Origin of the sequence: Hydrogenophaga palleronii, assembly GCF_031457455.1 — a bacterium.
Lineage (GTDB): Bacteria > Pseudomonadota > Gammaproteobacteria > Burkholderiales > Burkholderiaceae_C > Hydrogenophaga > Hydrogenophaga palleronii_A.
This window is the reverse complement of sequence record NZ_JAVDWU010000002.1, coordinates 89,007-114,915: the sequence shown is the minus strand read 5'-3', so window position 1 is coordinate 114,915 and position 25,909 is coordinate 89,007. Positions and strand designations below refer to the sequence as shown.

Annotated in this window: 22 protein-coding genes; 17 read left to right on the top strand and 5 right to left on the bottom strand. The window is 64.9% G+C overall.

The genetic code is table 11. The features are described from left to right. Positions 1-111: 111 nt before the first annotated feature. From J2W49_RS05115 to J2W49_RS05060, 12 genes are all read left to right on the top strand, one after another. Positions 112-978: an alpha/beta hydrolase gene (locus J2W49_RS05115; RefSeq protein ID WP_310312480.1), complete on the top strand. Its 867-nt coding sequence runs from the start codon at positions 112-114 to the stop codon at positions 976-978. Between the two features lie 73 nt (positions 979-1,051). Then, entirely contained in the window at positions 1,052-2,344 is a 1,293-nt protein-coding gene (locus tag J2W49_RS05110; protein ID WP_310312478.1) for a Bcr/CflA family efflux MFS transporter, read from the top strand. After that, complete coding sequence (gene miaA, locus J2W49_RS05105; protein WP_310312475.1) at positions 2,341-3,357, top strand: tRNA (adenosine(37)-N6)-dimethylallyltransferase MiaA; 1,017 nt, start codon at positions 2,341-2,343, stop codon at positions 3,355-3,357. The genes J2W49_RS05110 and miaA overlap by 4 nt, the downstream gene beginning before the upstream one ends. A gap of 109 nt (positions 3,358-3,466) precedes the next feature. Continuing rightward, positions 3,467-4,186, top strand: a complete 720-nt coding sequence (locus J2W49_RS05100; protein WP_310312472.1) for an ABC transporter ATP-binding protein — start codon at positions 3,467-3,469, stop codon at positions 4,184-4,186. A 308-nt stretch (positions 4,187-4,494) separates the two neighbouring features. Then, a complete protein-coding gene (locus J2W49_RS05095) occupies positions 4,495-5,412 on the top strand; it encodes a carbohydrate porin (RefSeq protein WP_310312470.1) in 918 nt (305 codons plus the stop codon). A 183-nt stretch (positions 5,413-5,595) separates the two neighbouring features. Then, entirely contained in the window at positions 5,596-6,672 is a 1,077-nt protein-coding gene (locus tag J2W49_RS05090; protein ID WP_310312467.1) for a LacI family DNA-binding transcriptional regulator, read from the top strand. A 294-nt stretch (positions 6,673-6,966) separates the two neighbouring features. Next, entirely contained in the window at positions 6,967-7,968 is a 1,002-nt protein-coding gene (locus J2W49_RS05085) for an ABC transporter ATP-binding protein (protein ID WP_310312464.1), read from the top strand. 74 nt (positions 7,969-8,042) lie between these two features. Next, positions 8,043-9,344 (top strand): ABC transporter substrate-binding protein, encoded by a 1,302-nt coding sequence (locus tag J2W49_RS05080; protein ID WP_310312462.1) that lies wholly within the window; start codon positions 8,043-8,045, stop codon positions 9,342-9,344. Positions 9,345-9,488: 144 nt separating this feature from the next. Beyond that, positions 9,489-10,493 carry a carbohydrate ABC transporter permease gene (locus J2W49_RS05075; RefSeq protein ID WP_310312458.1) on the top strand — a complete coding sequence of 335 codons (1,005 nt, stop codon included), beginning with the start codon at positions 9,489-9,491 and terminating at the stop codon, positions 10,491-10,493. After that, on the top strand, positions 10,490-11,662 hold the full coding sequence (locus J2W49_RS05070) for a carbohydrate ABC transporter permease (protein WP_310312456.1): 1,173 nt from the start codon (positions 10,490-10,492) through the stop codon (positions 11,660-11,662). The genes J2W49_RS05075 and J2W49_RS05070 overlap by 4 nt, the downstream gene beginning before the upstream one ends. Before the next feature lie 147 nt (positions 11,663-11,809). After that, positions 11,810-13,165 carry a GH1 family beta-glucosidase gene (locus tag J2W49_RS05065; RefSeq protein ID WP_310312453.1) on the top strand — a complete coding sequence of 452 codons (1,356 nt, stop codon included), beginning with the start codon at positions 11,810-11,812 and terminating at the stop codon, positions 13,163-13,165. 28 nt (positions 13,166-13,193) lie between these two features. Next, positions 13,194-14,837 carry an alpha-glucosidase family protein gene (locus tag J2W49_RS05060; protein WP_310312450.1) on the top strand — a complete coding sequence of 548 codons (1,644 nt, stop codon included), beginning with the start codon at positions 13,194-13,196 and terminating at the stop codon, positions 14,835-14,837. Positions 14,838-14,892: 55 nt separating this feature from the next. Here the strand turns inward: J2W49_RS05060 and J2W49_RS05055 are convergent, their stop codons facing one another. From J2W49_RS05055 to J2W49_RS05035, 5 genes are all read right to left on the bottom strand, one after another. Further along, a complete protein-coding gene (locus J2W49_RS05055) occupies positions 14,893-16,044 on the bottom strand; it encodes an ROK family protein (RefSeq protein ID WP_310312447.1) in 1,152 nt (383 codons plus the stop codon). A gap of 128 nt (positions 16,045-16,172) precedes the next feature. Next, complete coding sequence (locus J2W49_RS05050) at positions 16,173-16,625, bottom strand: RbsD/FucU family protein (RefSeq protein ID WP_310312445.1); 453 nt, start codon at positions 16,623-16,625, stop codon at positions 16,173-16,175. A 9-nt stretch (positions 16,626-16,634) separates the two neighbouring features. Then, positions 16,635-17,438: an ATP-binding cassette domain-containing protein gene (locus tag J2W49_RS05045; protein ID WP_310312443.1), complete on the bottom strand. Its 804-nt coding sequence runs from the start codon at positions 17,436-17,438 to the stop codon at positions 16,635-16,637. Positions 17,439-17,483: 45 nt separating this feature from the next. Beyond that, positions 17,484-18,413, bottom strand: coding sequence for an ABC transporter permease (locus J2W49_RS05040; RefSeq protein WP_405000996.1), 930 nt, complete (start codon positions 18,411-18,413; stop codon positions 17,484-17,486). A 206-nt stretch (positions 18,414-18,619) separates the two neighbouring features. Then, on the bottom strand, positions 18,620-19,633 hold the full coding sequence (locus J2W49_RS05035) for a sugar ABC transporter substrate-binding protein (RefSeq protein ID WP_310312438.1): 1,014 nt from the start codon (positions 19,631-19,633) through the stop codon (positions 18,620-18,622). 141 nt (positions 19,634-19,774) lie between these two features. Here J2W49_RS05035 and J2W49_RS05030 point away from each other — a divergent pair, with 141 nt between their 5' ends. The 5 genes from J2W49_RS05030 to eda all read left to right on the top strand — a co-directional run bounded on the left by J2W49_RS05030 (position 19,775) and on the right by eda (position 25,844). After that, complete coding sequence (locus J2W49_RS05030) at positions 19,775-20,788, top strand: PfkB family carbohydrate kinase (RefSeq protein WP_310312435.1); 1,014 nt, start codon at positions 19,775-19,777, stop codon at positions 20,786-20,788. A gap of 127 nt (positions 20,789-20,915) precedes the next feature. Continuing rightward, complete coding sequence (gene zwf / locus J2W49_RS05025; RefSeq protein ID WP_310312432.1) at positions 20,916-22,391, top strand: glucose-6-phosphate dehydrogenase; 1,476 nt, start codon at positions 20,916-20,918, stop codon at positions 22,389-22,391. 96 nt (positions 22,392-22,487) lie between these two features. Next, positions 22,488-23,189 carry a 6-phosphogluconolactonase gene (pgl, locus tag J2W49_RS05020; protein WP_310312430.1) on the top strand — a complete coding sequence of 234 codons (702 nt, stop codon included), beginning with the start codon at positions 22,488-22,490 and terminating at the stop codon, positions 23,187-23,189. Between the two features lie 11 nt (positions 23,190-23,200). After that, positions 23,201-25,051, top strand: a complete 1,851-nt coding sequence (edd, locus tag J2W49_RS05015) for a phosphogluconate dehydratase (RefSeq protein ID WP_310312428.1) — start codon at positions 23,201-23,203, stop codon at positions 25,049-25,051. A 142-nt stretch (positions 25,052-25,193) separates the two neighbouring features. Next, positions 25,194-25,844, top strand: coding sequence for a bifunctional 4-hydroxy-2-oxoglutarate aldolase/2-dehydro-3-deoxy-phosphogluconate aldolase (eda, locus tag J2W49_RS05010; RefSeq protein ID WP_310312426.1), 651 nt, complete (start codon positions 25,194-25,196; stop codon positions 25,842-25,844). The last annotated feature ends 65 nt before the right edge of the window (positions 25,845-25,909 follow it).

Here is a 25,909-nt window from a genome sequence, read left to right as displayed (position 1 = left end):
TCTTTCGGGATAGGGCGTGTCGCCATTTGGTACGGTGCTTGGTACGGTGCTTGGTACGGATCTTGCCATTCCGACCTGAACTTTTGTCCGGGCACCCGCTCCATATCCGCAATGAAAAAACTGATCGCGGCCCTGCTGGCCACCATTGCCCTGCTCGCCGGCTGCGCCACGCTGGACGAAAAACAACGCGCGTGGATCTTCCAGCCATCGGACCGCAGCTGGTACGGCGGCACCCTTGCAGCCGAGGGCATGAGCGACGTCTGGATCGATTTTGTATCCAGGGAAACCCGCCAACCCGTGAAACTGCATGGCCTGTGGACCCAGAATGCCAACTTTGACGCCAGGCCCGACGCCCCGGTGCTGCTGTACCTGCATGGCGCGCGCTTCAACGTCACCGGATCGGCCTTCCGGGTGCGGCGCATGGAAGAACTGGGCTTCTCGGTGCTCGCCATCGACTACCGGGGCTTTGGCAAAAGCACCAACCAGCTGCCGTCTGAAGCCCTGGCAGTGGAAGACGCGCAGGCGGCGTGGAAGTGGCTGGGGCAGCAGTACCCTGAGCGGCCACGCTACATCTTTGGTCACTCACTCGGGGGCGCCATCGCCATCGAGCTGGCGGCCAAGGTGCCTGACGAAGCGGGCACCCTGGTGGAAGGCACCTTCACGTCCATCGCAGACGTGGTCAGCACGTTCAAGTGGGGCTGGCTGCCCGTGTCGCTGCTGATCACCCAGCGCTTTGAGGCCGTGCGGCGCGTGCCGGACATCGGTTCACCGCTGCTGGTCGTGCACGGCGGCAACGACATGCTGATTCGGCCCGAACTGGGCCGACGCCTTTATGAAGCCGCCGTCGGGCCTAAGGCTTTTGTGCTCGTCGAAGGCGGGTCGCACCACAACACCAATTCGGTGGGGCAGGTGCAGTACCGGGAAGCGCTCGCGAGCCTGTTCGGCTGGAACGACATCCAGGAAACCGCCTTGCACTGAGGGTGCCGCTGCACGCACTGGCTGCCATGCCCTCGGCCGGCCATCGCCAGCGCCATCTGCTACCCTCGACCGGATGTCCGCCCCTCTCACTTCGTCGATGTCGCCGGGCCTGATCGTGCTCGTGCTGTCCCTGCTGCTCGGACTGCAGCCCGTCACCACCGACCTCTACCTCCCCGCCCTGCCCGCCCTCACCCAGGGTTTTGGCGCACCCATGTCGCAGGCCCAACTCACGCTGACCGCATTGCTGCTGGCGTTCGGCATGTCGCAGATGGTGTGGGGCCCCATGTCTGACCGGTTCGGCCGGCGTCCCGTGCTGCTCGTGGGCATGACGCTCTATGTGATCGCGTCGGTCGGCAGCACGTTTTCGGCGTCCATGGAACAGCTGGTGCTGTGGCGCACGCTGCAAGGGGTGGCCATGGGCGCCGGCGTGATGTGTGCACGGGCCATCGTGCGCGACCTGTATGCGCCTGCAGAAGGGGCGCGCATCATGTCCAAGGGCCTCACCGGGCTGGGCGTGATCGCCTGCGCCAGCGCCCCCCTGGGCGGGCTCGTTGCGGAATACCTGGGCTGGCGCATGGCCTTGCTGGTATTGGCGGTGTTCGGTGCGGCCACGCTGCTGGTGCTGGCGCTGCGCTTTGAAGAAACCCTGCAGCGCAAGAACCCCCAGGCCTTGCAGCCGGGCACGCTGGTGCGCACCTGGTGGCAAATCGTGCAGCACCCCACGTTCTGGGCGTTCACGCTGCTGTCGACCGCCTCGTACGGCGGCCTGTTCACCTTCCTGGCCGCTTCATCCTTCGTATTCATTCAGGTGTTGGGGCTGTCCAAGCTGGCCTATGGCTTGGTGATGTTCACTATGTCGCTGAGCTACATCGTGGGCACCCTCATCTGCCGCAGGCTGTTGCCGCGCCTGGGCGTGCGGCGCACGGTGGCGCTGGCTGGCGCCTGCACACTCACCGCTGGCACTCTTATCGGCGGACTGGCTCTGGCCGGCGTTCAGCACGTGATGGCGATCATGTTGCCGTTCTACCTGTTCATGCTGGCCCACGGCGTGCACCAGCCTTGCGGGCAGAGCGGTGCGGTCGGGCCGTTTCCCCAGGCCGCGGGCGCGGCATCGGCACTGAGCGGGTTCCTGATGATGGTGGCGGCCTTTTTCATGGGCGGCTGGCTCGGTCGCAGCCTGGCCAGTGTGGCGGACGGGGCAGGAACAGTGCTGCCGCTGACCAACGGAATCTGGTTCTGGAGCGTGGTGATCGCAGGAATCGCGTGGACGCTGGTGCAGCGCCACGGCAAGAGTGAGATCCCCGCCCTTACCTCAGGTGGCCAGGAGCCGCTTGACCCACTGAAAGCTTCGGGTTCCAAACCATGAACGCCGGCGCTTCGCGACCCAAGTGCATTGCCCTGGCTGGCCCCACGGCGAGCGGAAAAAGCGCTGCCTCGCTGGCCATTGCGCAGCGCTGGCCGGTGGAGATCATCAGCGTCGATTCGGCCCTGGTGTTTCGCGGCATGGACATCGGCACCGCCAAACCCACTGCACAGGAACGCGCGCTGGTACCGCACCACCTGATCGACATCATCGATCCGCTGCAGGCCTACAGTGCGGCCGATTTCGTGAGGGATGCCACCCGCCTCGTGCACGACATCGAGGCGCGCGGTCGCACACCGCTGCTGGTGGGCGGCACCATGCTGTATTTCAAAGCGCTGATGCACGGGCTGGACGACATGCCCCGCGCCAACCCCGCCGTGCGCGCCCAACTCGAAGCACGCGCCCAGGCAGTGGGCTGGCCGGCACTTCACGCAGAACTGGCAAAAGCTGACCCCGCCACCGCTGCCCGGCTGTTCCCCAACGACTCGCAGCGCATCCAGCGTGCACTGGAAGTGTTCGAGGTGTCGGGCCGACCCATTTCATCTTTTCAGACCGGAGGCACCCTGCACGCTGGGCCACTGGCCCCCGAGCACCTGATTTCACTGGAGCCTGCGGATCGCGCCTGGCTGCACGCACGCATCGCCCAGCGCTTCGACGCCATGCTGGCCGGTGGTTTCATTGACGAGGTGCGCCGATTGCGGGCACGCGGCGACCTCCACCCGGACCTGCCATCCATGCGCTGCGTGGGCTACCGACAGGCATGGGAAGCGCTGAATGCAGCAGGCGATCAACTGACACACGCCCAGACCGCCGAACTGCACGACCGAGGCATCTTTGCGACGCGTCAGCTGGCCAAGCGCCAGATCACCTGGCTGCGCTCCATGCCCGAACGCCAGATCATCGCCTGCGACGCGCCTGATGCCCTGGCGCTCGTGCTGCGTTCGGTGGAGGATCTGCTCGGTCCGCCAGTTCACGGGTTCGGCAGGCCCCAGTCTTCGGGCTTCAACCCATGTTGAAAAGCCTGATCAACCGCCTGCCCCCCGCCATTCGTTGCCGCTGCACGCTGGGACATCTGGCATGGTGGGTGCTGCTGTTGGTGGTGTTCCTGACCTGGGGGCACCTGCCATGAGCGCAGCGCCGGGCCGTTCCCAAGCCAGCTCGCACCGCAGCCCGGAGGGCGAAGGTATTCTGGTGAGCACACCCAGTCTGCTCGTGCAGAACCTGAGCAAGCGCTACGGTGACACCCCTGTCTTCAGCCATGTCAGCCTGCGCGTGGAGCCGGGCGAGTTCGTCGCCATCGTGGGCGAATCGGGCGTGGGCAAGTCGAGCCTGCTCAACTGCCTGGCCGGACTGGACGACTGGAACGAAGGCACGATCACACACCACGGCGTCGACCTGGGCGCACTCTCGGAAACCCAGCGCGCCCACTGGCGGCGCGAACAGCTCGGTTTCGTGTTCCAGGCTTTTCACGTATTGCCGCACCTGGACGTGGCGCAGAACGTGGGACTGCCCCTGTTGCTGCTCAAGCGTCCGGACCCAGCCCGTGTGGGGCAAATGCTTGAAGCCGTGGGGCTGGGGGGACTGGGTGAGCGCCTGCCGGCCCAGCTCTCCGGCGGGCAGCTTCAGCGCGTGGCGATCGCCCGCGCACTCGTGCACCGCCCCGGCTTGCTGCTGGCCGACGAACCCACCGGCAACCTGGACCCGGGCACCGCACAACAGGTCATGGACGTGCTGCAACAACAGGCACAGGAAAGTGGTGCCGCAGTGATCCTCGTGACCCACTCCGACGCGGCCGCGGCGCGGGCCCATCGCGTGCTGCGGCTAACGGCTTCGGGCTGCTTTTGACGGCTCGCTGAGACAGCGCGTGTGGGCGGCCTTCCGGGCCCCTTGCCCGCCCTGTCCGATCCACGCGCAACGATTTTCCTCGTGGCACTTCTAGCTGAATGCAAACCTTTGCACAATGAGGTGTTTCCATACTGTGACTTCGGCGCAAATCTCAAAAAAATTCAATAATTATTGGTGCTTTTGAGGGTTTTCACGGAATGCAATCGTTTGCTTGAATGGTCGAATACGGCCACCTTTTCTGGCGACTGCGCATATCCCAGCGCGGTTGGCAGGCAAGGAACGTCATTCCCCACCTTCGGAGCAAACACATGCCTCACGCCTTCAAACTGGTCGCCCTGGTCGCCCTGTGCGCCACCACCGCTGCTGCCCACGCCGACCTTGGTTTCGACGCCAACCTGGAACTCGACACCACCCACTACAACGCGGTCGACGCACCCGCAACCAATGCCCGCGACAGCGATCTGTCGATGGGGGGCCGCGTGGAAGTCAATGTGGCTGCAAAAGCCACCAACGGCGACGCCTTCGTGGCCGGCCGGGCCAGTCTGCTGCTGAAAAAAGACGGTGACACCGGCGTGGATGACATGTGGGTGCAGTTCGGCAATGCCGGCATGGACATCAAGATGGGACGCTTCGAAGCGCTGGACCTGTTCCCGGTGGGCAAAGACACCGTGGTCGAGTACGCCGGCTACACCCCTTACCTGGCCAACACCCTGCGCGGACGCAAAGGCAGCGATGTGGTGCACGGCGCCCTGGGCCTGAACGCCGCCACCGGCCTGCGCGTGGAACTCGGACTGGTGTACAGCAAAGAAGACGGCGAGGCCCGTGGCTTTCGACCGGGCGTGACCTACACCACCGGCCCCGTCACCCTGCGCGCCGGCATCGAGAGCGTCAAGGTGGTGGGCAGCACCGCCGGCAGTGAAAACGGTGTCGGCCTGTCGCTCGGCTATGCACTGGGCAAAGACAGCAACCTGAACCTGAACCTCGCCAAGAAGGAGGACGACAAATCCATCGGCGTCAATGCGGTGTTTGGTCCTGCGGGCGTGGGCCTGATCGTTGGCAAGGGTGCCACCTCGGCCGACAAGGTCACCACCGTGTACGCGGCCTACTCTCTGCCACTGTTCGGCGTGAAAGGAGCCACCATCACCCCGGCAATCAGCTATTCCAAAGGCGGCACCGGTACCGATCCACAACTTGCCGTGCGTGCGCGCATCAACTACGCGTTCTGATCGACACGCATGGCGGGACTGTGGCTCTGGTGAATCATCACGGGGCCACGTCCGCACTGCTTTCTCCCTGGCAATCAGTTTCGCCCGGCGCTTCACAGCCCCGGGCTTTTTTTGGGCCAACCCAACGCCGGGGTATCCGCTGCGCGACCTGTGCGTTGCCTTGCGGGGTGAAATAATGAAACGATGCCGCGCACCCCCACCTCTCCCATCAGCACTGACACCGACACCGCACCCACCACCCTCACACCCCCGGACAAAGGGCGCAGGCGTGTACAGATGATCGACATCGCGCGCATGGCGGGTGTGTCGACATCCACGGTCTCCCGCGCGCTCAGCGGCAGCACGCTCATCCCCGAAGCCACCCGCAACCGCATCACCGAACTGGCGCGCTCGCTGCACTACCGCGTCAACGTGGGTGCGGCCAACCTGCGCAAAGGCGATCTGCAGACCATTGGTGTCGTGCTGCTGAGCGACAGCACCCAGATGATCTCTGACCCTTTCGTTCTGGGTATCCTCGGCTCGCTGACCGACACCGTGAACGATCTCGGCATGAACCTGCTGCTGACGCGCCTGCAGGAGGGTCGCCAGGACCAGATGCGCTCGCTGGTGGAGTCGGGTCAGGTCAGTGGTCTGGTCGTGATCGGCCAGCTGTCGCTGCATGACCATCTCAACGAGCTCGCGCTGCAGGGCATTCCCATGGCCGTGTGGGGCGCCGCTCTGGATGGCGCCTCGTACCCGGTCGTGGGCGGTGACAACTTCAGGGGCGGCTATCTCGCAACGCGCCACCTGATCGAGAAGGGTTGCCGCCGCATTGCATTCTTCGGCGACGCCGCACACCCGGAGGCCAGCCTGCGCTATCGCGGCTATGAGCGCGCCCTGCAAGAGGCTGGCATCGAACCCGATCCCCGCCTGCGACAGCATTACCTGTTTGGCGACGCGCGCATCCGCGAAACCATTGATGGCTGGCTCAACCAGCATCTGGACTTCGACGCCATCTTCACCTGCAGCGATGTGACGGCCATTTCGCTCATGGGCGCACTGCGCGAGCGAAGCGTGCCGATTCCCGAGCAGGTGCGTGTGGTGGGCTACGACGATATCCTGCTCGCCAGACACGTGCACCCCACCCTGTCCACGGTTCGCCAGCCCATCGAACTGGCCGGCCGCGCGCTGGTCGAGCTGCTGTTCGAGTCCATTGCCGGCGCACCGCGCAGAAACATCGCCCTGCCCACCGAGCTGGTCGAGCGCGACAGCAGCCGCTAGCAGGACCAAGGACGCCAAAGAATCGAACCCGCTGGGCTCGCGCATTTCCCGCTGGCCTGATCGGCACCGGCTCTGGGGCCACTGCGTGCCGCGCTGGCTGAAAGCGCGAGCGACGACGCAGCCCGGCGTCGCACACCGCCCAACTCGCCCGGCACACGCCCGTGCCCCCCGGGCACGCCTTCCGTCCTAAGGGTAATTCCCAACATGCAATCGTTTGCATTAGTGTTCCAATTGCGTGCAAGGACGAAGTTCAACGCTGCCCCATTCCGGTTTCATCCGACCCCACACACGCTCATGAGCCAATCCAATCTGCGCCTGCGCAACATCCAGAAGAACTACGGAAAGGTCCCTGTCATTCACGGCGTGGATCTGGACATCGAGCCGGGCGAGTTCGCAGTGTTCGTCGGCCCGTCGGGCTGCGGCAAGACCACGCTGCTGCGCATGATCGCGGGGCTTGAGGACATCTCCGGGGGCACACTCACCATCGCCGGGCAGACCGTCAACGACCTGCCGCCCAGCCAGCGCGGCGTGGCCATGGTGTTTCAGAGCTACGCGCTCTATCCGCACAAGACGGTCTACGACAACATGGCCTTCGGCCTGAAGATCGCCAAGGTTCCAAAGGCAGAAATCGACCGGCGCGTGCGCGAAGCCTCAGAGATTCTGCAGATCACCGAATACCTGGAGCGCCTGCCCAAAGCCCTCTCTGGCGGGCAGCGCCAGCGCGTCGCCATAGGCCGCGCCATCGTGCGCAATCCCAAGGTGTTCCTGTTCGACGAGCCCCTGTCCAACCTGGACGCGGCCCTGCGCACCAAGATGCGCGTGGAGCTGGCCACCCTGCACCGCCGCCTGGGCGCGACCATGGTCTACGTGACCCACGATCAGGTCGAGGCCATGACGCTGGCCGACAAGATCGTGGTGCTCAACAAGGGCCGCATCGAACAGGTTGGCGCGCCGCTGGAGCTCTACCACCGCCCCGCCACCCGCTTCGTGGCCAGCTTCATCGGCTCGCCCCAGATGAACTTCATCGAAGGCAGCTACGCCCGGCAATTCGACGCCCATGCCGTGGGCATCCGGCCCGAGCACCTGCGCATCGACACGGCGGGCCAGCTCGAAGGCACGCTGCGCCACGCGGAGCAGCTGGGCAACGAAACCTTCGCCTATGTGGACGCCGGTCCGCTGGGCGATCTGACAGCGCGCATCGACGGGTCCATCTCGGTGGAACCTGGCGAGCGTCTGAGGCTGGGTCACCAGCCGGAGCACCTGTACCGCTTCGATGCGGCGGGGCTGCGCATTTGACGGGCCCCATCCCGGGGATATCCAACCCATGGCGTCGCGGATGGTCCGTGATGTTGATAGAGGAGCAACAAAAGATGTTCAAGACAAGCACCATCGCCGGGGCTGCCGCCCTGGCCCTGACCTCCCTGAGTGGCGCGGCCATGGCGGCCGACTACAAGGGTCCTGACCTCCAGGGCGAGGTCGTCACCATCACCTGCCCCTGGACCGGTGCCGAAGAAGGCATGTTCAAAAAGGTCATCGCCCATTTCGAGAAGGCCACAGGCGCCACAGTGAAGCACTCGTGCTCGCAGAGCTCCGAGCAGCAGATCGTGATCGACATCAAGGCCGGTTCGCCACCCAACATCTCCGTCTTCCCGCAACCCGGGCTGGCCGCCAACATGGCCGCCGTGGGTGGTCTCACGCCGCTGGGCAACAAGGCGCGCGACTGGGTCAAAGCCAACTACGCGGCCGGCAGTTCCTGGGCCGACCTGGGCACCTACAAGAACAAGGCTGGCAAGGAGGAGTTCTACGGATTCTTCTACAACGTGAACGTCAAGAGCCTGGTCTGGTACATCCCGGAAAACTTCAAGGAAAAGGGCTACAAGGTGCCCAAGTCCATGGAGGAACTGCAAGACCTGACCAAGCAGATCGCCGCCGACGGCGGCAAGCCCTGGTGCATCGGACTGGGCAGTGATGCTGCCACCGGCTGGCCCGCCACCGACTGGGTGGAAGACATGATGCTGCGCACCCAGAGCCCGCAGGTCTATGACGACTGGACCACCAACAAGGTGAAGTTCAACGACAAACGCGTGGTCGAAGCCATCGAGGCTTATGGCTGGTTCGCCCGCAACGATGCCTACGTGGACGGTGGCGCCAAGGCTGTGGCCACCGTGAGCTTCAAGGACAGCCCCAAAGGATTGTTCGACTCGCCGCCCAAGTGCTACATGCACCGCCAGGCCAGCTTCATCCCCGCCTTCTTCCCCGAAGGCAAGGCCGAAGACGCCGACTTCTTCTACCTGCCGTCTTTCGCTGGCAAGCAACTGGGCAACCCGGTGCTGGGCGGCGGCACGATCATGACCATCACCAAGGACAGCAAGGGCGCCCGCGCCTTCATGGAATACCTGCAGCATCCGCAGTCCCACGAAATCTGGATGGCCGAGGGCGGTTTCATCACCCCGCACAAGGGCGTCAATCTGGACCACTACAAGACCAAGGCCCTGCGCAAGCAGGGCGAGATCCTGCAAGGCGCCACCACCTTTCGCTTCGACGGCTCCGATCTGATGCCCGGCGCTGTGGGTGCCGGCAGCTTCTGGAAAGGCATGGTCGACTACTCGGGTGGCAAGTCTGCGCAGGCGGTGGCCGATGACATCCAGAAGTCCTGGGAGGCGTTGAAATAACCCCCTTGCGCCGCTTCGCGTCTTCCCCCCTGAAGGGAGGACGCTCCCTGTGGCCTGGCAGAGCCAGTTCCACGGGAGCCCTGGATGGCGGAGCGGCGCGCGCAGCGCTTTCTCTGCTTCGTCGCATTCTTTTCCAAGACCACCATGACTGATTCAATCTTCCAGACATTCCTGGCCGTGGTGGTCAGCGTCGGCTTCTGTCTGCTGTATTTCGCGGGCAGCAACTTCCTGCTGGACCGCATCGTGGCCCTGCCTTTTGCGACGCGCAATCGGCGTGAGGCGATCCGTACGAATGTTCAGCCCTGGCTGTTCCTGGCGCCTGCCCTGGTGCTGCTGGGCGTGTACCTGGTCTATCCGCTGTTCGAGACCTTCCGCCTGAGCTTTTTCGACGCGGTGGGCCAGACCTTCGTGGGTCTGGCGAACTATGTATGGGTGTTCAAGGACGAGAATTTCCTCATCACCATCCGCAACAACTTCATGTGGCTGCTGGTGGTGCCCGCCGTGTCCACGGCCCTGGGTCTGGTGGTGGCCGTGCTGGCCGATCGCGTGTGGTGGGGCCATGTGGCCAAGACGCTGGTGTTCATGCCCATGGCGATCAGCTTCGTCGGCGCCAGCGTGATCTGGAAGTTCGTGTTCGATTTCCGTGGTCCCGACGCCGAGCAGATCGGCCTGCTCAACGCCATCGTCACCGGCATGGGGTTCGAGCCCCAGGCCTGGGTCACGCTGCCGTTCTGGAACAACTTTTTCCTCATGGCCATCCTGGTCTGGATTCAGACCGGCTTCGCCATGGTGATCCTTTCGGCCGCGCTGCGAGGCGTGCCCAACGACACCCTTGAAGCTGCGCGCATCGACGGTGCCAGCGAGCTGCAGATCTTCTTTGCCATCATGGTGCCGCAGGTCATGTCCACCATCCTCGTGGTCTGGACCACGATCACCATCACGGTGCTCAAGGTGTTCGACATCGTCATGGCCATGACTGGCGGCCAGTGGGACACCAGCGTGCTGGCCAACCTCATGTACGACTGGATGTTCCGCGGCGGTGGCGACTACGGGCGCAGCTCCACCCTGGCCATGGTGCTCATGCTGGCGGTGATCCCGGTGATGGCCTTCAACATCCGCCGCTTCCGCGCCGAGGAGGCCCAACGATGAAACTGCGTCTGTCCCCCACATCACTGGCCGCCCATGCCTTGCTGCTGGTCATCGTGCTGGCCTGGGTGCTGCCGACCTTCGGCCTGCTGGTCTCCAGCTTCCGGGACCGCGAACAGATCGTGAGCAGCGGCTGGTGGACCGCCCTGTCCACCCAGACCCGGGCCGACATGCGCCGTACCGGTGGTGCCCAGAGCGTGGTGCCCGAGGGTGACCACTTCGTGATCGCCGGGCGCCTGTTTCCCGAAGGCGCGTCGGTCAAGCTGAGCCGCTTCTCGCTCAAGTCGTCCAGCCCGGACGAGTTTCCCGCCGACGAGACGATCGAGATAGCAGACGCGCAGGTGTTCGACGACGAAGACGGCCAGCCCGACGGCACGCTCACAGTGTCTGCGGACGGCAGCTACCGGCTCGTGCTGACCCAGGCATATGAAAGCCAACGCGGCGTGCGCATCTTCTTTGTGGCAGAGAAACCGCCCTCATTCACAACCGCCAACTACCAGAAGGTGGTGGCTTCGGAAGGCGTGGGCAATGCCTTCCTCAACACCTTCAAGCTCACCATTCCCGCGACCTTCATCCCCATCCTGATCGCCGCCTTTGCCGCCTACGCCTTCAGCTGGATGGAATTCCCCGGCCGGCGCTGGCTGTTTGTGGTGGTGGTGGGGCTGCTGGTGGTGCCCCTGCAGATGTCGCTCATCCCGCTGCTGCGGCTGTACAACGACCTCGGCGAAACGCTGGGCATGGCGTCCAAGTCGTACCTGGGCATCTGGCTGGCGCATTCGGCTTTCGGCCTGCCGCTGGCCATCTACCTGCTGCGCAACTACATCGCCTCGCTGCCGCGCGACATCATCGAGAGCGCGCGCATGGACGGCGCCACGCATTTCCAGATCTTCACAAGCATCGTGCTGCCGCTGTCCATCCCCGCGCTGGCGAGTTTTGCCATCTTCCAGTTTCTCTGGGTCTGGAACGACTTCCTCATCGCGCTCGTGTTCCTGGGCAAGTCGCCTGATCAGGTGGTGCTGACGATCCGGCTCAACGACCTGCTCGGTTCGCGCGGCGAAAGCTGGGAAATCCTCACTGCCAGCGCCTTCGTTTCCATCGCGGTGCCGGTGCTGGTGTTCTTCTCGCTGCAACGCTTCTTCGTGCGGGGGCTGCTGTCCGGCTCGGTGAAGTAGAGCCCCCTGCGCCGTGAGCATTGCTCCCCCCTGCGCCGCTGCGCGGCTTCCCCCCAGGGGGACCACGCCCTTGGACCGGCGGAGCCGAATCTTCGGCGTGCGCTTGCAGAGACATCCCTCTCCGACCAACTTTTCTCTCCATCACCAATGACCAACGGATTGACTTTTCCCGCTGCTTTTGAATGGGGTTGCGCGACCGCCGCTTTCCAGATCGAGGGGGGTGCCCACGAGGGCGGCAAGTTGCCCAGCATCTGGGACGATTTCTGTGCGCAGCCCGGTCGCATCAGGGACGCCAGCGACGGCTTGGTGGCTTGCGACCACTACCACCGTTACCCCGAGGACGTCGCTTTGATGGCCTCACTGGGCTTTCGGCATTACCGTTTTTCGATTGCCTGGACGCGCGTGATGGACGCGCAGGACCGCCCCAACCCGGCCGGCCTGGACTTCTACCGGCGCCTGCTGGACGAACTGCACCGACACGGCATCACGCCCAACGCCACCCTGTTCCACTGGGACCTGCCGTCCCACCTGGAAGGCGGCTGGCTGAACCGCGACACCGCGCATCGCTTTGCCGACTACGCCACCCTGATCGCGCGTGAACTGGGCGACCGCCTGCCGCGCGTGGCCACGCTCAACGAACCTTGGTGCAGCGCCTTCATGGGCCACGACCAGGGTGTTTTTGCTCCTGGCCTGAAGGACCGCGAAGCTTCGCTGGTCGCCGCCCACCACCTCATGCTGGCCCACGGCCTGGGTGTGCAGGCCTGGCGCGCGGTGCGACCCGACACCGCGCTGGGCATCGTGCTCAATCCCGACCTGTGCGACCCGGCCAGCGCCGCCCCCGCAGATGCGGCGGCCGCGCGCATGGCCGAGCTCGAACGCAACGACGTGTTCCTCGACCCCCTGTTCGGCAGGGAATGGCCGACCGAAATGCTGGCCCAGATCGGTACCCGCTCGCATGAGCGCCGTGCCGAAGACCTGGCCATCTGCGCGCAGCCACTGGACTTCATCGGCCTGAACTACTACACCCGTTCGGTCGCGCGTGCACCTTCCGCTGCCAGCGAAGTCCGCCGTGGCTATGCGCTGGTCCCACCCAGCGGAGCCGATGTGCCCTTGACCGACATCGGATGGGAGATCTGCCCATCGGGACTGAGCCGGTTGGTGCAGAACCTCAGCCGCCAGTGGCCCCTGCCGCCGGTCTGGATCACGGAAAACGGTGCCGCCGACAACACCGGTGTGAACGAGGGCGACTGCCCCGATGTGATGCGCACCAACTACCTGCAGGTCCATCTGGCCGAACTGGCCACCCTAATCCAGGCGGGGCACGACATCCGTGGGTATTACGTCTGGAGCCTGCTCGACAATTTTGAATGGGCCGAGGGTTACAGCCAGCGTTTCGGCATCGTTCACGTGGACTACGCCACACAGACCCGCACCCCAAAACACAGCGCCCGCTGGCTGCAGGCCCTCATGCAGCGCTCCGCTGGCGCAGCCCACAACCTCTGAAACTTTCCACAGCCCGTTCATCCCATCCATGAACTCACAAAATGATTCCCGGAACCAGCCGTGGTGGCGCGGTGGCGTGATCTATCAGGTCTACCCACGCAGCTTCCAGGACAGCAACGGCGACGGCATTGGCGATCTGGCCGGCATCACCCAGCGTCTCGATCACATCGCGGCGCTGGGAGTCGACGCCATCTGGATCTCTCCCTTCTTCAAGAGCCCCATGAAGGACTTCGGCTACGACGTCAGCGACTACTGCGACGTGGATCCGATGTTCGGTACCCTGGGCGACTTCAAAACCCTGTTGGCCCGCGCCCACGCCCTGGGCCTGAAGGTGATGATCGACCAGGTGCTGTCGCACTGCTCTGACCAGCACCCCTGGTTTGTCGAGAGCCGCGCCAGCCGCGACAACCCCAAGGCCGACTGGTTCGTCTGGGCCGATGCCAGGCACGACGGCACGCCGCCCAACAACTGGCTGTCCATCTTCGGCGGCAGCGCCTGGCAGTGGGACACGCGCCGGCGCCAGTACTACCTGCACAACTTCCTCAGCAGCCAGCCCGATCTGAACTTCCACAACCCCGAGGTGCAGGACGCGCTGCTTGCCACCGTGAAGTTCTGGCTGGAGCTCGGCGTGGACGGCTATCGCCTCGACGCCATCAACTTCTGCTTCCACGACGCGGCCCTGCGCGACAACCCGGGGCGCGGCGTGCCGCTGGTCGAAGACCCTTCGGCCCCCTCGTCCAATCCCTATTCGTGGCAGCACCACCGGTACGACAAGAGCCAGCCTGAGGCACTGGGCTTCCTGCGGCGCCTGCGCAAGCTGGTGGACCAATACGACGACACCACCATGGTCGGCGAGATCGGCGACGAGGCCGGGCTGACCATGATGGCCGACTACACCGGCGGCAGCGACAAGCTGCACATGGCGTACTGCTTCACCCTGCTCGGCGCCTTGCACAGCGCCCCCTTCCTGCACGACGTGATCGATCAGTTCCAGCGCGTGGCGGGCGACGGCTGGCCCTGCTGGGCACTGTCCAACCACGACGTGGCACGGGTGAGCACGCGCTGGGGTGGCGAGCACCCCGACCCGCGCCTGCTGCGCCTGGCCGCTGCCTTCCAGATGAGCCTGCGCGGCACCATTTGCCTGTACCAGGGCGAAGAGCTGGGCCTGCCAGAAGCCAGCATCGCGTTTGAGGATCTGCAGGACCCTTACGGCATCAGCATGTGGCCCGAGCTCAAGGGCCGCGACGGCTGCAGAACCCCCATGCCCTGGGCCACCGAGGCGCCACACGCCGGCTTCTCCACGGCACCCCGTTGCTGGCTGCCGGTGCCACCGGAGCATCGTCCCCTTGCGGTGGACCGCCAGCAAGGCAACGCCAGTTCGCTGCTCAGCTACTTCACACAATTGCTCCACTGGCGCCGCGATCAGCCCGCGCTGTGGCAGGGCGACATGGACCTGCTGCCCATGGATGAACAAGTGTTGGCTTTTGTGCGCACCGCGCGCGACCAGCACCTGCTCTGCGCCTTCAACTTCAGCGATGCGCCCGCCACGCTGGTGCTGCCGGCAGACTGGTCAAGCGCCCGCTTGCTTGAAGGCAGCGGCCTGAAGGGCGCGCGCATCGAGGGTGCCGCGATTGTGTTCGAACCCTGGGGTGGCCTGTTCCTGCAGGCTTGAAGGGACACACCCCCGCGCCGCTTCGCGTCACCCTCTCAGGGGTCGCCACCGTCTGTCAGACCTTCAGGAAAACATCCCGGTCTGGCGCGAAGCACGCGTGCAGCGGCAGCAAGGCGCCACCGAGCGCGCGCGCGTCCGAGCCGATGCTGCCCAGCTCCACCCGCGGCATCTGCTGCAAGCCTTCCCAGTTGTAGGCCTTGAGTGCCTCGGTGATCTGCTGGAGCAGGTGTTGCAGCAACGGCGCGGCAATGGAACCGTCCACCACCACTGCATCCAGGTCCAGGAACGCGGTGCCGGAGACGATGCAATGCGCCAGCGCTAGCGCGGCGCGGTCGATCCATTCGCGCGTGTAGGGCACCCATGGCTCCTGCAGGGCACGGTCGTCGTAGGCGGCCATGGGATCGAGCGCGTGCGCCCGGAAGCGCTGCTCCAGATCCCACAGGGAAGCCTGGCTCACCAGCTGGGGCGGCGGCTCGCCCCCGGTGGACACTCGCAGCGGCAGCGACGCCACCGCACCGGCGTTGCCCTGTGCGCCACGGTGCAGGTGGGAATGCAGCACCAGGCCGCCCCCGACAAAAGTGTCCATGAACAGGTACAGAAAACTGCGGATATCGCGACCGCGGCCTTGCAGCAGTTCGGCCACGCAGGCGGCGGCGGTGTCCTTGGCGAAGCTCACCGGCAGGTCGGTCATGGCCTGCACCTGCGCGCCCAGGTCGATCTGGTTCCATGCCTGGGACTGCGCTTCGGTGAGCCCCAGCATGCGGTGCCATCCCCCCAGCTGGAACGGGGCGGCCACGCCCACGCCCACCACGCGCGAGCGCAGTCCGCCCAGACTTCGAAGCAGCCGGTTCATATTAGCTTCGATGATGGGAAGCAGCGTTTCGCTGTCGGGAAACGGGTAGTCGAGCACCAGCCGGTCGCGCACCTTGCCGGTGAAATCCACCAACAACCAGTCGGCGCTGCGGCGCCCGATCTTGATGCCGATGGCAAAAGCGCCGTCAGGGTTGAGCCCTATGGGCACCGAGGGCTGCCCCACCTTGCCGCGCACTGGCGCTTCACGGGTGAGCAACTGGTCTTCGTCAAGACGCGCGGTGATCAGGCCGATGGTTTGCGCGGTCAGGCCGGTCAGCCGTGCCAATTCGGCCTTGGGGCAACTGCCATGCACCCTGAGCGCCTGCAACACCACACGCTCATTGAACTGGCGCATGCCCACCTGGTTGGAGCCCCTCGGGCGCAGTCTTGCCGAGGCCGCAGCGTCAGCGGCGGGTCCATCCAAATCATCTGGAGCGTGTGAGTGAGGCACAGGCACCGAGTTTGACACGGTCAAGGCCTGCGTCAGGCCCGCAGGGTCTCACCAATGACACCCTTGCGCAGAATGAAATTGCCCCAGGGTTGGCTTTCGCCGGTGACGACAATGGCGTAGGCCTTCTTCACACGTTCATAGAAGGCATAGCGCTCCACCGCTTCTGCACCCTCCTCCGGCAGACCTCCGCTGGCCAGCACGGCCAGCGTCTCGCGCTGCAACGCCGAGCGGTATGGCGCCTCCGTGCCCCCCACCTGCATGTAAGCCACCGGCTGGGGCACGTCAGCGGCCAACGGCAGCACACTGACCACAGCCTGCACCGCGCGCGCCATGCCAATGCCCGGCAGACGCAACACCGGCTTGCCCGCCCCCAGGCTCATGGCCGTGAAGTTGGCATCGGCCATCACCAACGCGTCGTCATGCCCCATCTCGGCCAGCAACTTGAGCAGGTCGGGCGTGAGCAGAGGGTCAATGCCTTTGAGCATCTGGGTCTTTCAGTGTGCAAGGGCTTGAGGCGGCAAGTCGTCGACCGACTTCGCCCCCGTCATCACCGCCACGGTGTCGCTCATGCTGATGTGTTTGGGGTCGACCACGGCGGCCCGCTTGCCCAGGCGCGCGATGTGGATGCGGTCGGCGATCTCGAACACGTGCGGCATGTTGTGCGAAATCAGGATCACGGGCAGGCCCTTGTCGCGCACGCGGCGGATGAGTTCGAGCACCATGTTGCCCTCCTTCACGCCCAAGGCGGCGGTGGGCTCGTCCATGATCACCACATGCTGTGCAAACGCCGCCGCACGGGCCACGGCCACGCACTGGCGCTGTCCGCCAGAGAGGGTTTCCACCGCCTGCGTCATGGAGCGAATGCCGACCTTGAGATCGTTCATGCGCGCGATGCTCTCGTCCAGCATTTTTTTCTTGTCGATCATCTGCAGCACACGCCCCATGAAGCCCGGGCGGCGGATCTCTCGGCCCAGGAACAGGTTCTCGGCGATCGTCATCGCAGGTGCCACCGCCAGGTCCTGGTAGACGGTTTCAATGCCGGCCCGGCGCGCATCGATCGGGCTGCGGAACTTGGCGGCCTTGCCGTCCAGGAAGATCTCGCCTTCATCAGGAATGGTGGCACCGGCCAGGCATTTGATGAGCGAGGATTTACCGGCACCGTTGTCGCCAATCACGGCCAGGATCTCGCCCGCGCGCAACTCGAAGTCGGCGCCATCCAACGCGGTGACCTGGCCATAGCGCTTGACCAGCCCTTTGGCCTGGATCACGAGTGGTGCAGAAGAGGGTTCTGGGCTCATGTCAGTTCTCCAACGCAGGAAGTTTGGGGTGTGTGAGAGATGCCATCATCGGTTTCCCTTGCGCGACATCTGGTCGGTGGCCACCGCCAGGATCACCAGAATGCCGGTGACCAGAATCTGATAAACCGACGACACGCCCATGAGCGTGAGCCCGTTGCGAAACACACCCACGATGAGCGCGCCCACCAGAGTGCCCAGAATGATGCCGCGCCCACCGAACAAGCTGGTGCCACCCAGCACCACGGCGGTGATCGCGTCCAGGTTTTCGGTCTGACCCGCATTGGGGTCGCCCGCACCAATGCGCGCCACCGACAGCAGCGAAGCAATGCCGTAAAACACCCCGGCCAGCATGTACACACCGAGCAGCACCTTGTCGGTGGAAATGCCCGTGAGACGCGAGGCTTCAGGGCTGTTGCCCACCGCGTAGATGTGCCGTCCCGGCGCGGTCTCGCGCAGGAACAACCAGGTGATGAGGTACAGCGCCAGCATCAGCACCACGCCATAGAGCACGTTGGTCTGGCCGATGCGGAACGAGTTGCCCAGCCAGGTCATGCCTTCAGACACTTCGGTGATGGTCTGCGAACCCGAATACAGCTGCGTGATGGCAAACGCGATGTTGAGCGTGCCCAGTGTGACGATGAAGGGCGGCAACTTGGCCTTGGTGACCAGCAAGCCGTTGGCCAGACCAAACAAGGCCGTCACACCAATGCCCAGCGATATGGCCACCGGCGCAGAAAGCCCGAAGTCGGCCGCCATCTTGGTCATCACGATGCTGCCCAGCGCCATGATCATGCCGCACGACAAATCAATGCCGGCGGTCAGGATGATCAGCGTCTGGCCAATGGCAATCGTACCCACCACCATCACCTGCTGCAGGATCAGCGAGAAGTTCTGCAGCGTGAGAAAGCGATCGCTTTGGGTAGCGAAGAACCCACAGGCGACGATCAGGGCGATGAACGGCCCCAGCGTGCCCATGGGCGGAAGCTTGGAGGCAAGGGTTTTCAATGGAGTTCTCCAATAGGCGATTCATTCACCGCGCCGGAGCGCGATCCAGAAGAGCGAGATGCCCCCATCCAGGGGCACCGAGGGTCCGGCTCCGCCGGCCCAAGTTGCCGTCCCCCCTCCAAGCGCCGAAGGCGCGCCAGAGAGGGGGGAAGCCGCGTCAGCGGCGCAGGGGGGAGTTACTTATTCCCCCAGCACAAGTCCATGCCGGTCTTCACGTCCTTGCTGTCCACCCCAGCCACCGGCTTGCCGGCAATCAGAGTCACACCGGTGTCGGTGTAGCCACTGACCTTCTTGCCGGTCTTGGCGTATTCCACGCCCGCCGCCACACCCATGGCCGCCATCTTCAAGGGATACTGCTGTGAAGTCGCAGCGATCACGCCAGCGCCCACGTCCTTGACGCCGGCACAGCCACCGTCCACCGACACGATGACCACGTCCTTCTCCTTGCCCGCGGCCTTGAGCGCCTTGTAGGCGCCGGCGGCGGCTGGTTCGTTGATGGTGTAGACGAGGTTGATGTTCGGGTTCTTCTGCAGGCAATTTTCCATGCCGGTCTGACCCTTGGCTGCGTCACCAAAACTGTCGGCCATGCAGGCCACGCCCGCAGCGGCACCGCCCAGGTTGTTGCTCTTGGCGTCAGGGGCGGTCAGGCCAAACCCTTTCAGGAAACCGTTGTGGCGCTGCGCGCCCACCGGGTGGCCTGGGAACAGGTCGAGCGTGGCGATCACAGGCTTCTTGTCGCCCAGTGCGGCCTTGGCGTACTGGCCGATCAGCTCACCGGCCTTGTAGTTGTCGGTGGCGAACAGACCGTCCACGGCGGAGGCAGGGTCGGTGGGGCTGTCCAGCGCGATCACCATCACGCCTTGTTGCTGGGCGCGTTTGATGGCGGGAATGATGGCCTTGGCGTCGCTGGGGGTGATGAGGATGGTCTTGGCGCCAGCCGCGATCATGTTTTCCATGGCGGTGACCTGGCCCGCGTTGTCGCCATCGGTCTTGCCGGCGGCGGACAACAGCTTGGCGCCGAGTTTTTTGGCTTCGGCGCTGGCTCCCTCTTTCATCTTCACGAAGAAGGGGTTGGATTCGGTCTTGGTGATCAGGCCAATGACCGGTTCACTGGCAAACGCCATGCTGGAGGCCAGAGCAAGCGTGGACAAGGCGAAGGCGTGTGCAACGGCACGGACGGATTTTTTCATGGATGTCTCCGGATCTTGGGTGGATAAAAAAGCGGCAAATTCACATCCCGGCAGCCAGACTCTTGGGGTTTTCACGCTGGTGCGCCGCCGAGTGCCTCCACTATATTTCGGTTCAGGTTAATAAATCAATTGGATTTACTTATGGTTTTCCCTAGTTCAACCCCACCCATCCAGGTCGCCACCGCTGGCGAAGCCCTGATCGACATGATCGAAGAAGCCGATGGCCGGCTGCGCCCGTGCGCCGGCGGTGCGGTCTACAACCTGACTCGCGCGCTCGGGCTTCAGGGCGTGGGCGTGCTCTATCTCAATCCCCTGTCTGGCGACCGCTTCGGGCAGATGCTGGCCGAGGGCCTGCATGAAGCCCAGGTGCAGCCGGCTCACCCGCACCCTGTGATGGAACCGACATCATTGGCGGTGGTGGGGCTGGATGCTCACGGCAAAGCCAGCTACAGCTTCTACCGCGAAGGCGTGGCCGACCGGCACGTGAGCGCGTCCGAGATGAACGCCCAGTGCCGCGCACAGCCCACGCTGTCGGTGGTGGCCACGGGCTGCCTGGCCCTGGTGGCCGACGACACGCCCAAATACCTTCCGTGGCTGCAAACGCAGCGTTCCGAGGGCCGGCTGGTGGTGGTGGATGCCAACCTGCGGCCGGCCATCGTGCCCGACATGGCGCCCTACCAGGACAGCGTGCTCGCGGCACTGCGCGAAGCGCACATCGTCAAGGTCAGCGACGACGACCTGCAGACCCTGGGTTTCACGCAGAGCGATCCGATTGAGGCCGCGCGACAGTTGCTGAAACAGACCCGGGCCCGCTGGCTGGCGCTCACGCTGGGCGCCAAGGGTGCGGTGCTGCTGCAGCGCGACGGCAGCGGCTGGCACGCCGTGGAGTCAGAAAATGTCAAAGTGGCTGACACCGTGGGCGCAGGCGACTGCTTCCTGGCGGGCATGTTGACGGCGCTCCTGGAACGCGCCCGTGCGCAGAACACACCCGACGCCGCTGCGCTTGAACTTGACGCCACCGATCTGGTGCACATACTGGGGCATGCGATTGCCAGTGCCAGCCTCTGCGTACAAGCAACCGGCTGCGTGCCGCCCAGCCTGGCCCAGGTGAAGCACCGGCTGGCCACCGTTGGCCAAGTGGTGAACACGCTCTGAGGGGACGGCGGCGGCTTGTGCTCTGGCTCCTTGAGACCTGTACAGAACCGAAAAAGAAGAAAGAAACCGTGATGTAACTTGATTACATTAAACTCATCGTTTTCAAGTAACTTAATTAGACAGAGACATGACGCCCTACACCGCTCCAGCGCCCTCCACTTCCCCACTCGACCTGGTGATCTTCGGCGGAGCGGGTGACCTCTCAGTGCGCAAGCTGCTGCCGGCGCTGTTCATGGCGCACCTGCACAACAACCTGCCGGCGCAGACCCGCATCCACGCACTGGGCCGCCAGCCCTGGGACCGCGCCGACTTTCTGGCCTTCATCGAAGACAAGGTACCCGGTTTCATTGATGCCAAGGCCCGCACGGAGGCCGCTTGGCAAGGCTTTCTGGACAGGCTGAATTACGTCAGCCTGGACGCCACCCAGGCCGCCGACTTCACGGCACTGGGCGAAGCCTTGCAAGCTGGCTCCGACCGTGTGTATTACCTGGCAACCGCCCCCAGCCTGTTCACGGCCATCTGCGAGCATCTGGCGGGCGCCTCTCTGATCGACGCCCGTTCGCGTGTGGTGCTGGAAAAGCCGCTCGGTCACGACCTGGCCTCCGCCCGCGAGATCAACGACCAGGTGGGCCGCCATTTCCAGGAATCGCAGATCTTCCGCATCGACCACTACCTGGGCAAGGAGACGGTGCAAAACCTCATGGTGCTGCGCTTTGGCAACACCATCTTCGAGCCGCTGTGGCGCAGCCCGTACATCAAGAGCGTGCAGATCACGGTGGCCGAATCGGTGGGCGTGGGCAGCCGCGCAGGCTTTTACGACGGCACCGGTGCACTGCGCGACATGGTGCAGAACCACCTGCTGCAACTGCTGTGCATCGTGGCCATGGAACCGCCCGTGTCGCTCGACCCGGACGCTGTACGTGACGAAAAACTGAAGGTGCTGCGCTCGCTGCGCCCCATGACCGTGGCCGATGTGGCGCGCGACACGGTGCGCGGCCAGTACAGCGCGGGTGCTTCCAACGGCGACAAGGCCATTGGCTACCTGCAGGAAGAAAACGTTCCCTCCGGCAGCACCACCGAAACCTTTGTGGCCCTGCGGGCCCACATCAACAACTGGCGCTGGGCCAACGTGCCCATCTTCCTGCGCACCGGCAAACGCATGGCCGAGCGCCGCAGCGAAATCGTCATCGAGTTCGCCGACCTGCCCTACACCATCTTCCCCGATGCGCCGCGCCAGCCGGTCAACCGGCTCATGATCCGCCTGCAGCCCGAAGAGCATGTGCAATTGCAGATGATGGCCAAGGAACCCGGCAGCGGCATGCGCCTGCGCCCGGTGAACCTGAACCTGGACCTGGAACTGGCGTTTTCAGAGCGACGCGCCGAAGCCTACGAGCGCCTGTTGATGGACGTGATCAAGGGGCGGCTCACGCACTTTATGCGGCGCGACGAACTCGAAGCCGCCTGGACCTGGGTCGAACCGATCCTGGACGGCTGGAAACAGCTCCATGAAAAGCCCAAGGCCTACACAGCGGGCACCTGGGGGCCGGCCGCTTCGTCGGCCTTGATGGCGAGAGAAGGCTCTGCTTGGGTGGAGGAATCGTGACCCACCCCCGCGCCGCTTCGCGTCACCCCCTCGAGGGGGCAACACCTGCGGCCTGGCAAAGCCAGTTCCGCGGCGTTTCTGGAATGGACCTCTGACATGCCTGCACCTCTACTGCGCGAACACCCCAGCGCAACACCCCAAGCCATTGCTGCACACATTGCCGAAGCTCTGCGCACAGCCATCGCCGAACGCGGTCAGGCCAGCCTTGCAGTCTCTGGCGGCAAGTCGCCCATCCCCATTTTCGAAGCCTTGCGCGAACAAGACCTGAACTGGTCCAAGGTCTGCGTGATGCTGGTAGACGAGCGCATCGTCCCGCGCGACCACGCCGACAGCAACACCGCACTCGTCGCCCGCCACCTGCTGCAGGGAGCGGCTGCGGCAGCCCGCTTTGTCCCCTTCTTCCGCGAACTTCCAGCGGCATTGACCGAACAAGTGCTCGACGCCCTCGCCGCCGATGCGAACAAGCGCATCGCCCACCTGCCCTGGCCGCTGGACGTGGCGGTGCTGGGCATGGGCGAAGACGCCCACACCGCCTCGCTGTTTCCCGGCGCATCGGGTTACACGCACGCGCTGCAATCCACCGAACGGCTGGCCTGGGTGACACCCCTGACCGCACCGCACGCACGCCTCACGCTCACCCTGCCCAGCTTGCTGGCAGCGCGTGAACTGCTGCTCTCCATTGCCGGCGAGAAAAAACTCGCCGTCTACCGCCAAGCCGCCCAAAAGGCGGACGCGGCACTTCCCATCTCGCTGGTGATCAACCAGACCCAGACGCCGCTGAGCGTCTGGATGAACTGAGGAAAAGCCCCGTGAAAATCCCACCATTGAACCCCGTCATCGAACGCGTGACGCGCCGCATCGAAGAACGCAGCGCCAGCAATCGCGCTACCTACCTGGCCAGCGTCGAAGCCCAGCGCAAGACGGGTACCCAGCGCAGCGGCATGGGCTGCGCCAACATGGCGCACACCACCGCCGCCCTGCCCGCCAACGACAAACTCAAGATCCACGCCGAGCGCGTACCGCACGTGGGCATCGTCACCGCCTACAACGACATGCTCTCGGCCCACCAACCCTACGAGCACTACCCCGAACAACTGCGCCAGCACGCCCACGCGCTGGGGGTGACGGCCCAGGTGGCCGGCGGCGTGCCCGCCATGTGCGACGGCGTCACGCAAGGCGCAGCGGGCATGGAGCTTTCGCTGTTCTCGCGCGACGTGATCGCGCTGTCCACGGCGGTGGCGCTGTCGCACAACGTGTTCGACGCGGCGCTCTTCCTCGGCATCTGCGACAAGATCGTGCCCGGCCTGTTCATGGGTGCGGCGCAGTTCGGCCACCTGAGCGCGGCGTTTGTGCCCGCCGGCCCCATGACCAGCGGCCTGTCCAACGACGCCAAGGCCAAGGTGCGCCAGCAATACGCCCAGGGTCTGGTGGGCCGCGACGCCTTGCTCGAATCCGAAGCCCAGGCCTACCACAGCCCCGGCACCTGCACCTTCTATGGCACCGCCAACAGCAACCAGATGCTGATGGAAATCATGGGCCTGCACCTGCCCGGTGCCTCCTTCGTGAATCCCGGTACACCTTTGCGCGACGCCCTCACCCAGGCCGCCATGCAGCGCGCCGTGGCCAACACCGGGCGCCACGCAGGCTCACCAGACGCCAACGCCGTCTGCCTGGCCGACATCCTGAGCGTCCACACCATCGTCAATGGCGTCATCGGGCTGCTGGCCACCGGTGGCTCCACCAACCACACCCTGCACCTGGTGGCCATGGCGCGCGCGGCCGGCGTGCTCATCGACTGGGACGACTTCGCCGAACTCTCCAGCGTGGTGCCCTTGCTGGCGCGCGTCTACCCCAATGGCAGCGCCGACGTGAACCACTTCCATGCCGCCGGCGGCATGGGTTTTCTCATGCAGGAACTGCTGGCCAATGGCCTGCTGCATGGCAATGTGATGACCGTGATGGGCGCCGGCCTGCAGGCCTACACCCAGGAACCCTGGCTCGACGGCGAACGCCTGGCCTGGCGCCCGGTGCCTGCGAAGAGCGGCGACACGAGTGTCCTGCGCCCCGTGGCGGACCCCTTCAGTGCCGACGGCGGCCTGCGCCTCCTCAAGGGCAACCTCGGCCGCAGCGTGGTGAAGGTCTCGGCCGTGAAGCCCGAGCACCGTCTGGTGCGCGCCCAGGCCGTGGTGGTGAGCGACCAGCAGGACCTGCTGGCCCTGTTCAACAGCGGACAGCTTGAAAAAGACCTGATCGCCGTGGTGCGTTACCAGGGCCCGCGCGCCAACGGCATGCCCGAACTGCACAAACTCACTCCACCACTGGCCGTGCTGCAAGACAAAGGCTTCAAGGTGGCCCTGGTCACCGATGGGCGCATGTCGGGCGCCTCTGGGAAAGTGCCTGCCGCCATCCACCTCAGCCCGGAGGCGCTGGCCGATGGCCCGATCGCCAAGGTGCAGGACGGCGACTGGATCACGCTCGACTGCGAACGGGGCGTGCTCGAGCTGGAGGTGGACGCCGCCACTTTGGCTGCGCGCAGCGTGACCCACCCTGATCTCAGCCACAACGCCCACGGCACCGGCCGAGAGCTGTTTGGTCTGTTCCGTGCACATGCGAGCACCGCCGAATCCGGCGCATCTCCTTTGTTTGGTGACCGCCCTTGAGATATGAAACACCCCCGCGCCGCTTCGCGTCACCCCCTCTCAAGGGGGCGGCACTGGCCGTCCGGCAAAGCCGGCCCGGCGGTGCCCCTGAATGGCGCTGTTTCATGCGTCGAGGTGGCGCGTAGCGCCGTGGAAAACTGAAATGGATACCTCTATGACCACCACCTGCTTCACCCGCCCCGCCTTCACCTCCCGTGTCGTGCCCGTCATCGTTTTGACCGACCCGGCCCACGCGGTGCCCCTGGCCCACGCCCTGCTCGAAGGCGGCGTTGACGTGATGGAAATCACCTTGCGCTCCGACGCCGCGCTCGCGGCCATTGAAGCGGTCGCCAAAGCCGTGCCGCAGATGCACACGGGGGCAGGCACCGTGACCCGGGTGGCCGAGGTGCAGCAGGTGATCGACGCCGGCGCCACTTTCGCCCTCTCACCCGGCTGCACCGATGCGCTGGTCGATGCCGTCAAAGCCGCCAACCTGCCCTTCATCCCCGGCGTGATGACCCCCGGCGAAGTGATGCACCGGCGCGAACAAGGCTTCGGCCTCATGAAGCTGTTCCCTGCTCAACAGGCCGGCGGCCTGGGCATGCTCAAGGCGCTGGGCGCACCCCTTCCCGACGTGCAGTTCTGCCCCACCGGCGGCGTGAGTCCGGACAACCTGAAGGACTTCCTGAAGCTGCCCAACGTGGCCATGGCCGGCGGAAGTTGGCTCACCCCGGCCGACGCGCTTGCCCGTGGCGACTGGGCACTCATCACGCGTCTGGCGCGAGAAGCCACCGCCCTGGCCAACGATTTGTGACGGCTTGGCGCGACCAAACAGGGACAATCCGCTTCGGGTCGCTACCCAGGCCGGTGATCCCATCT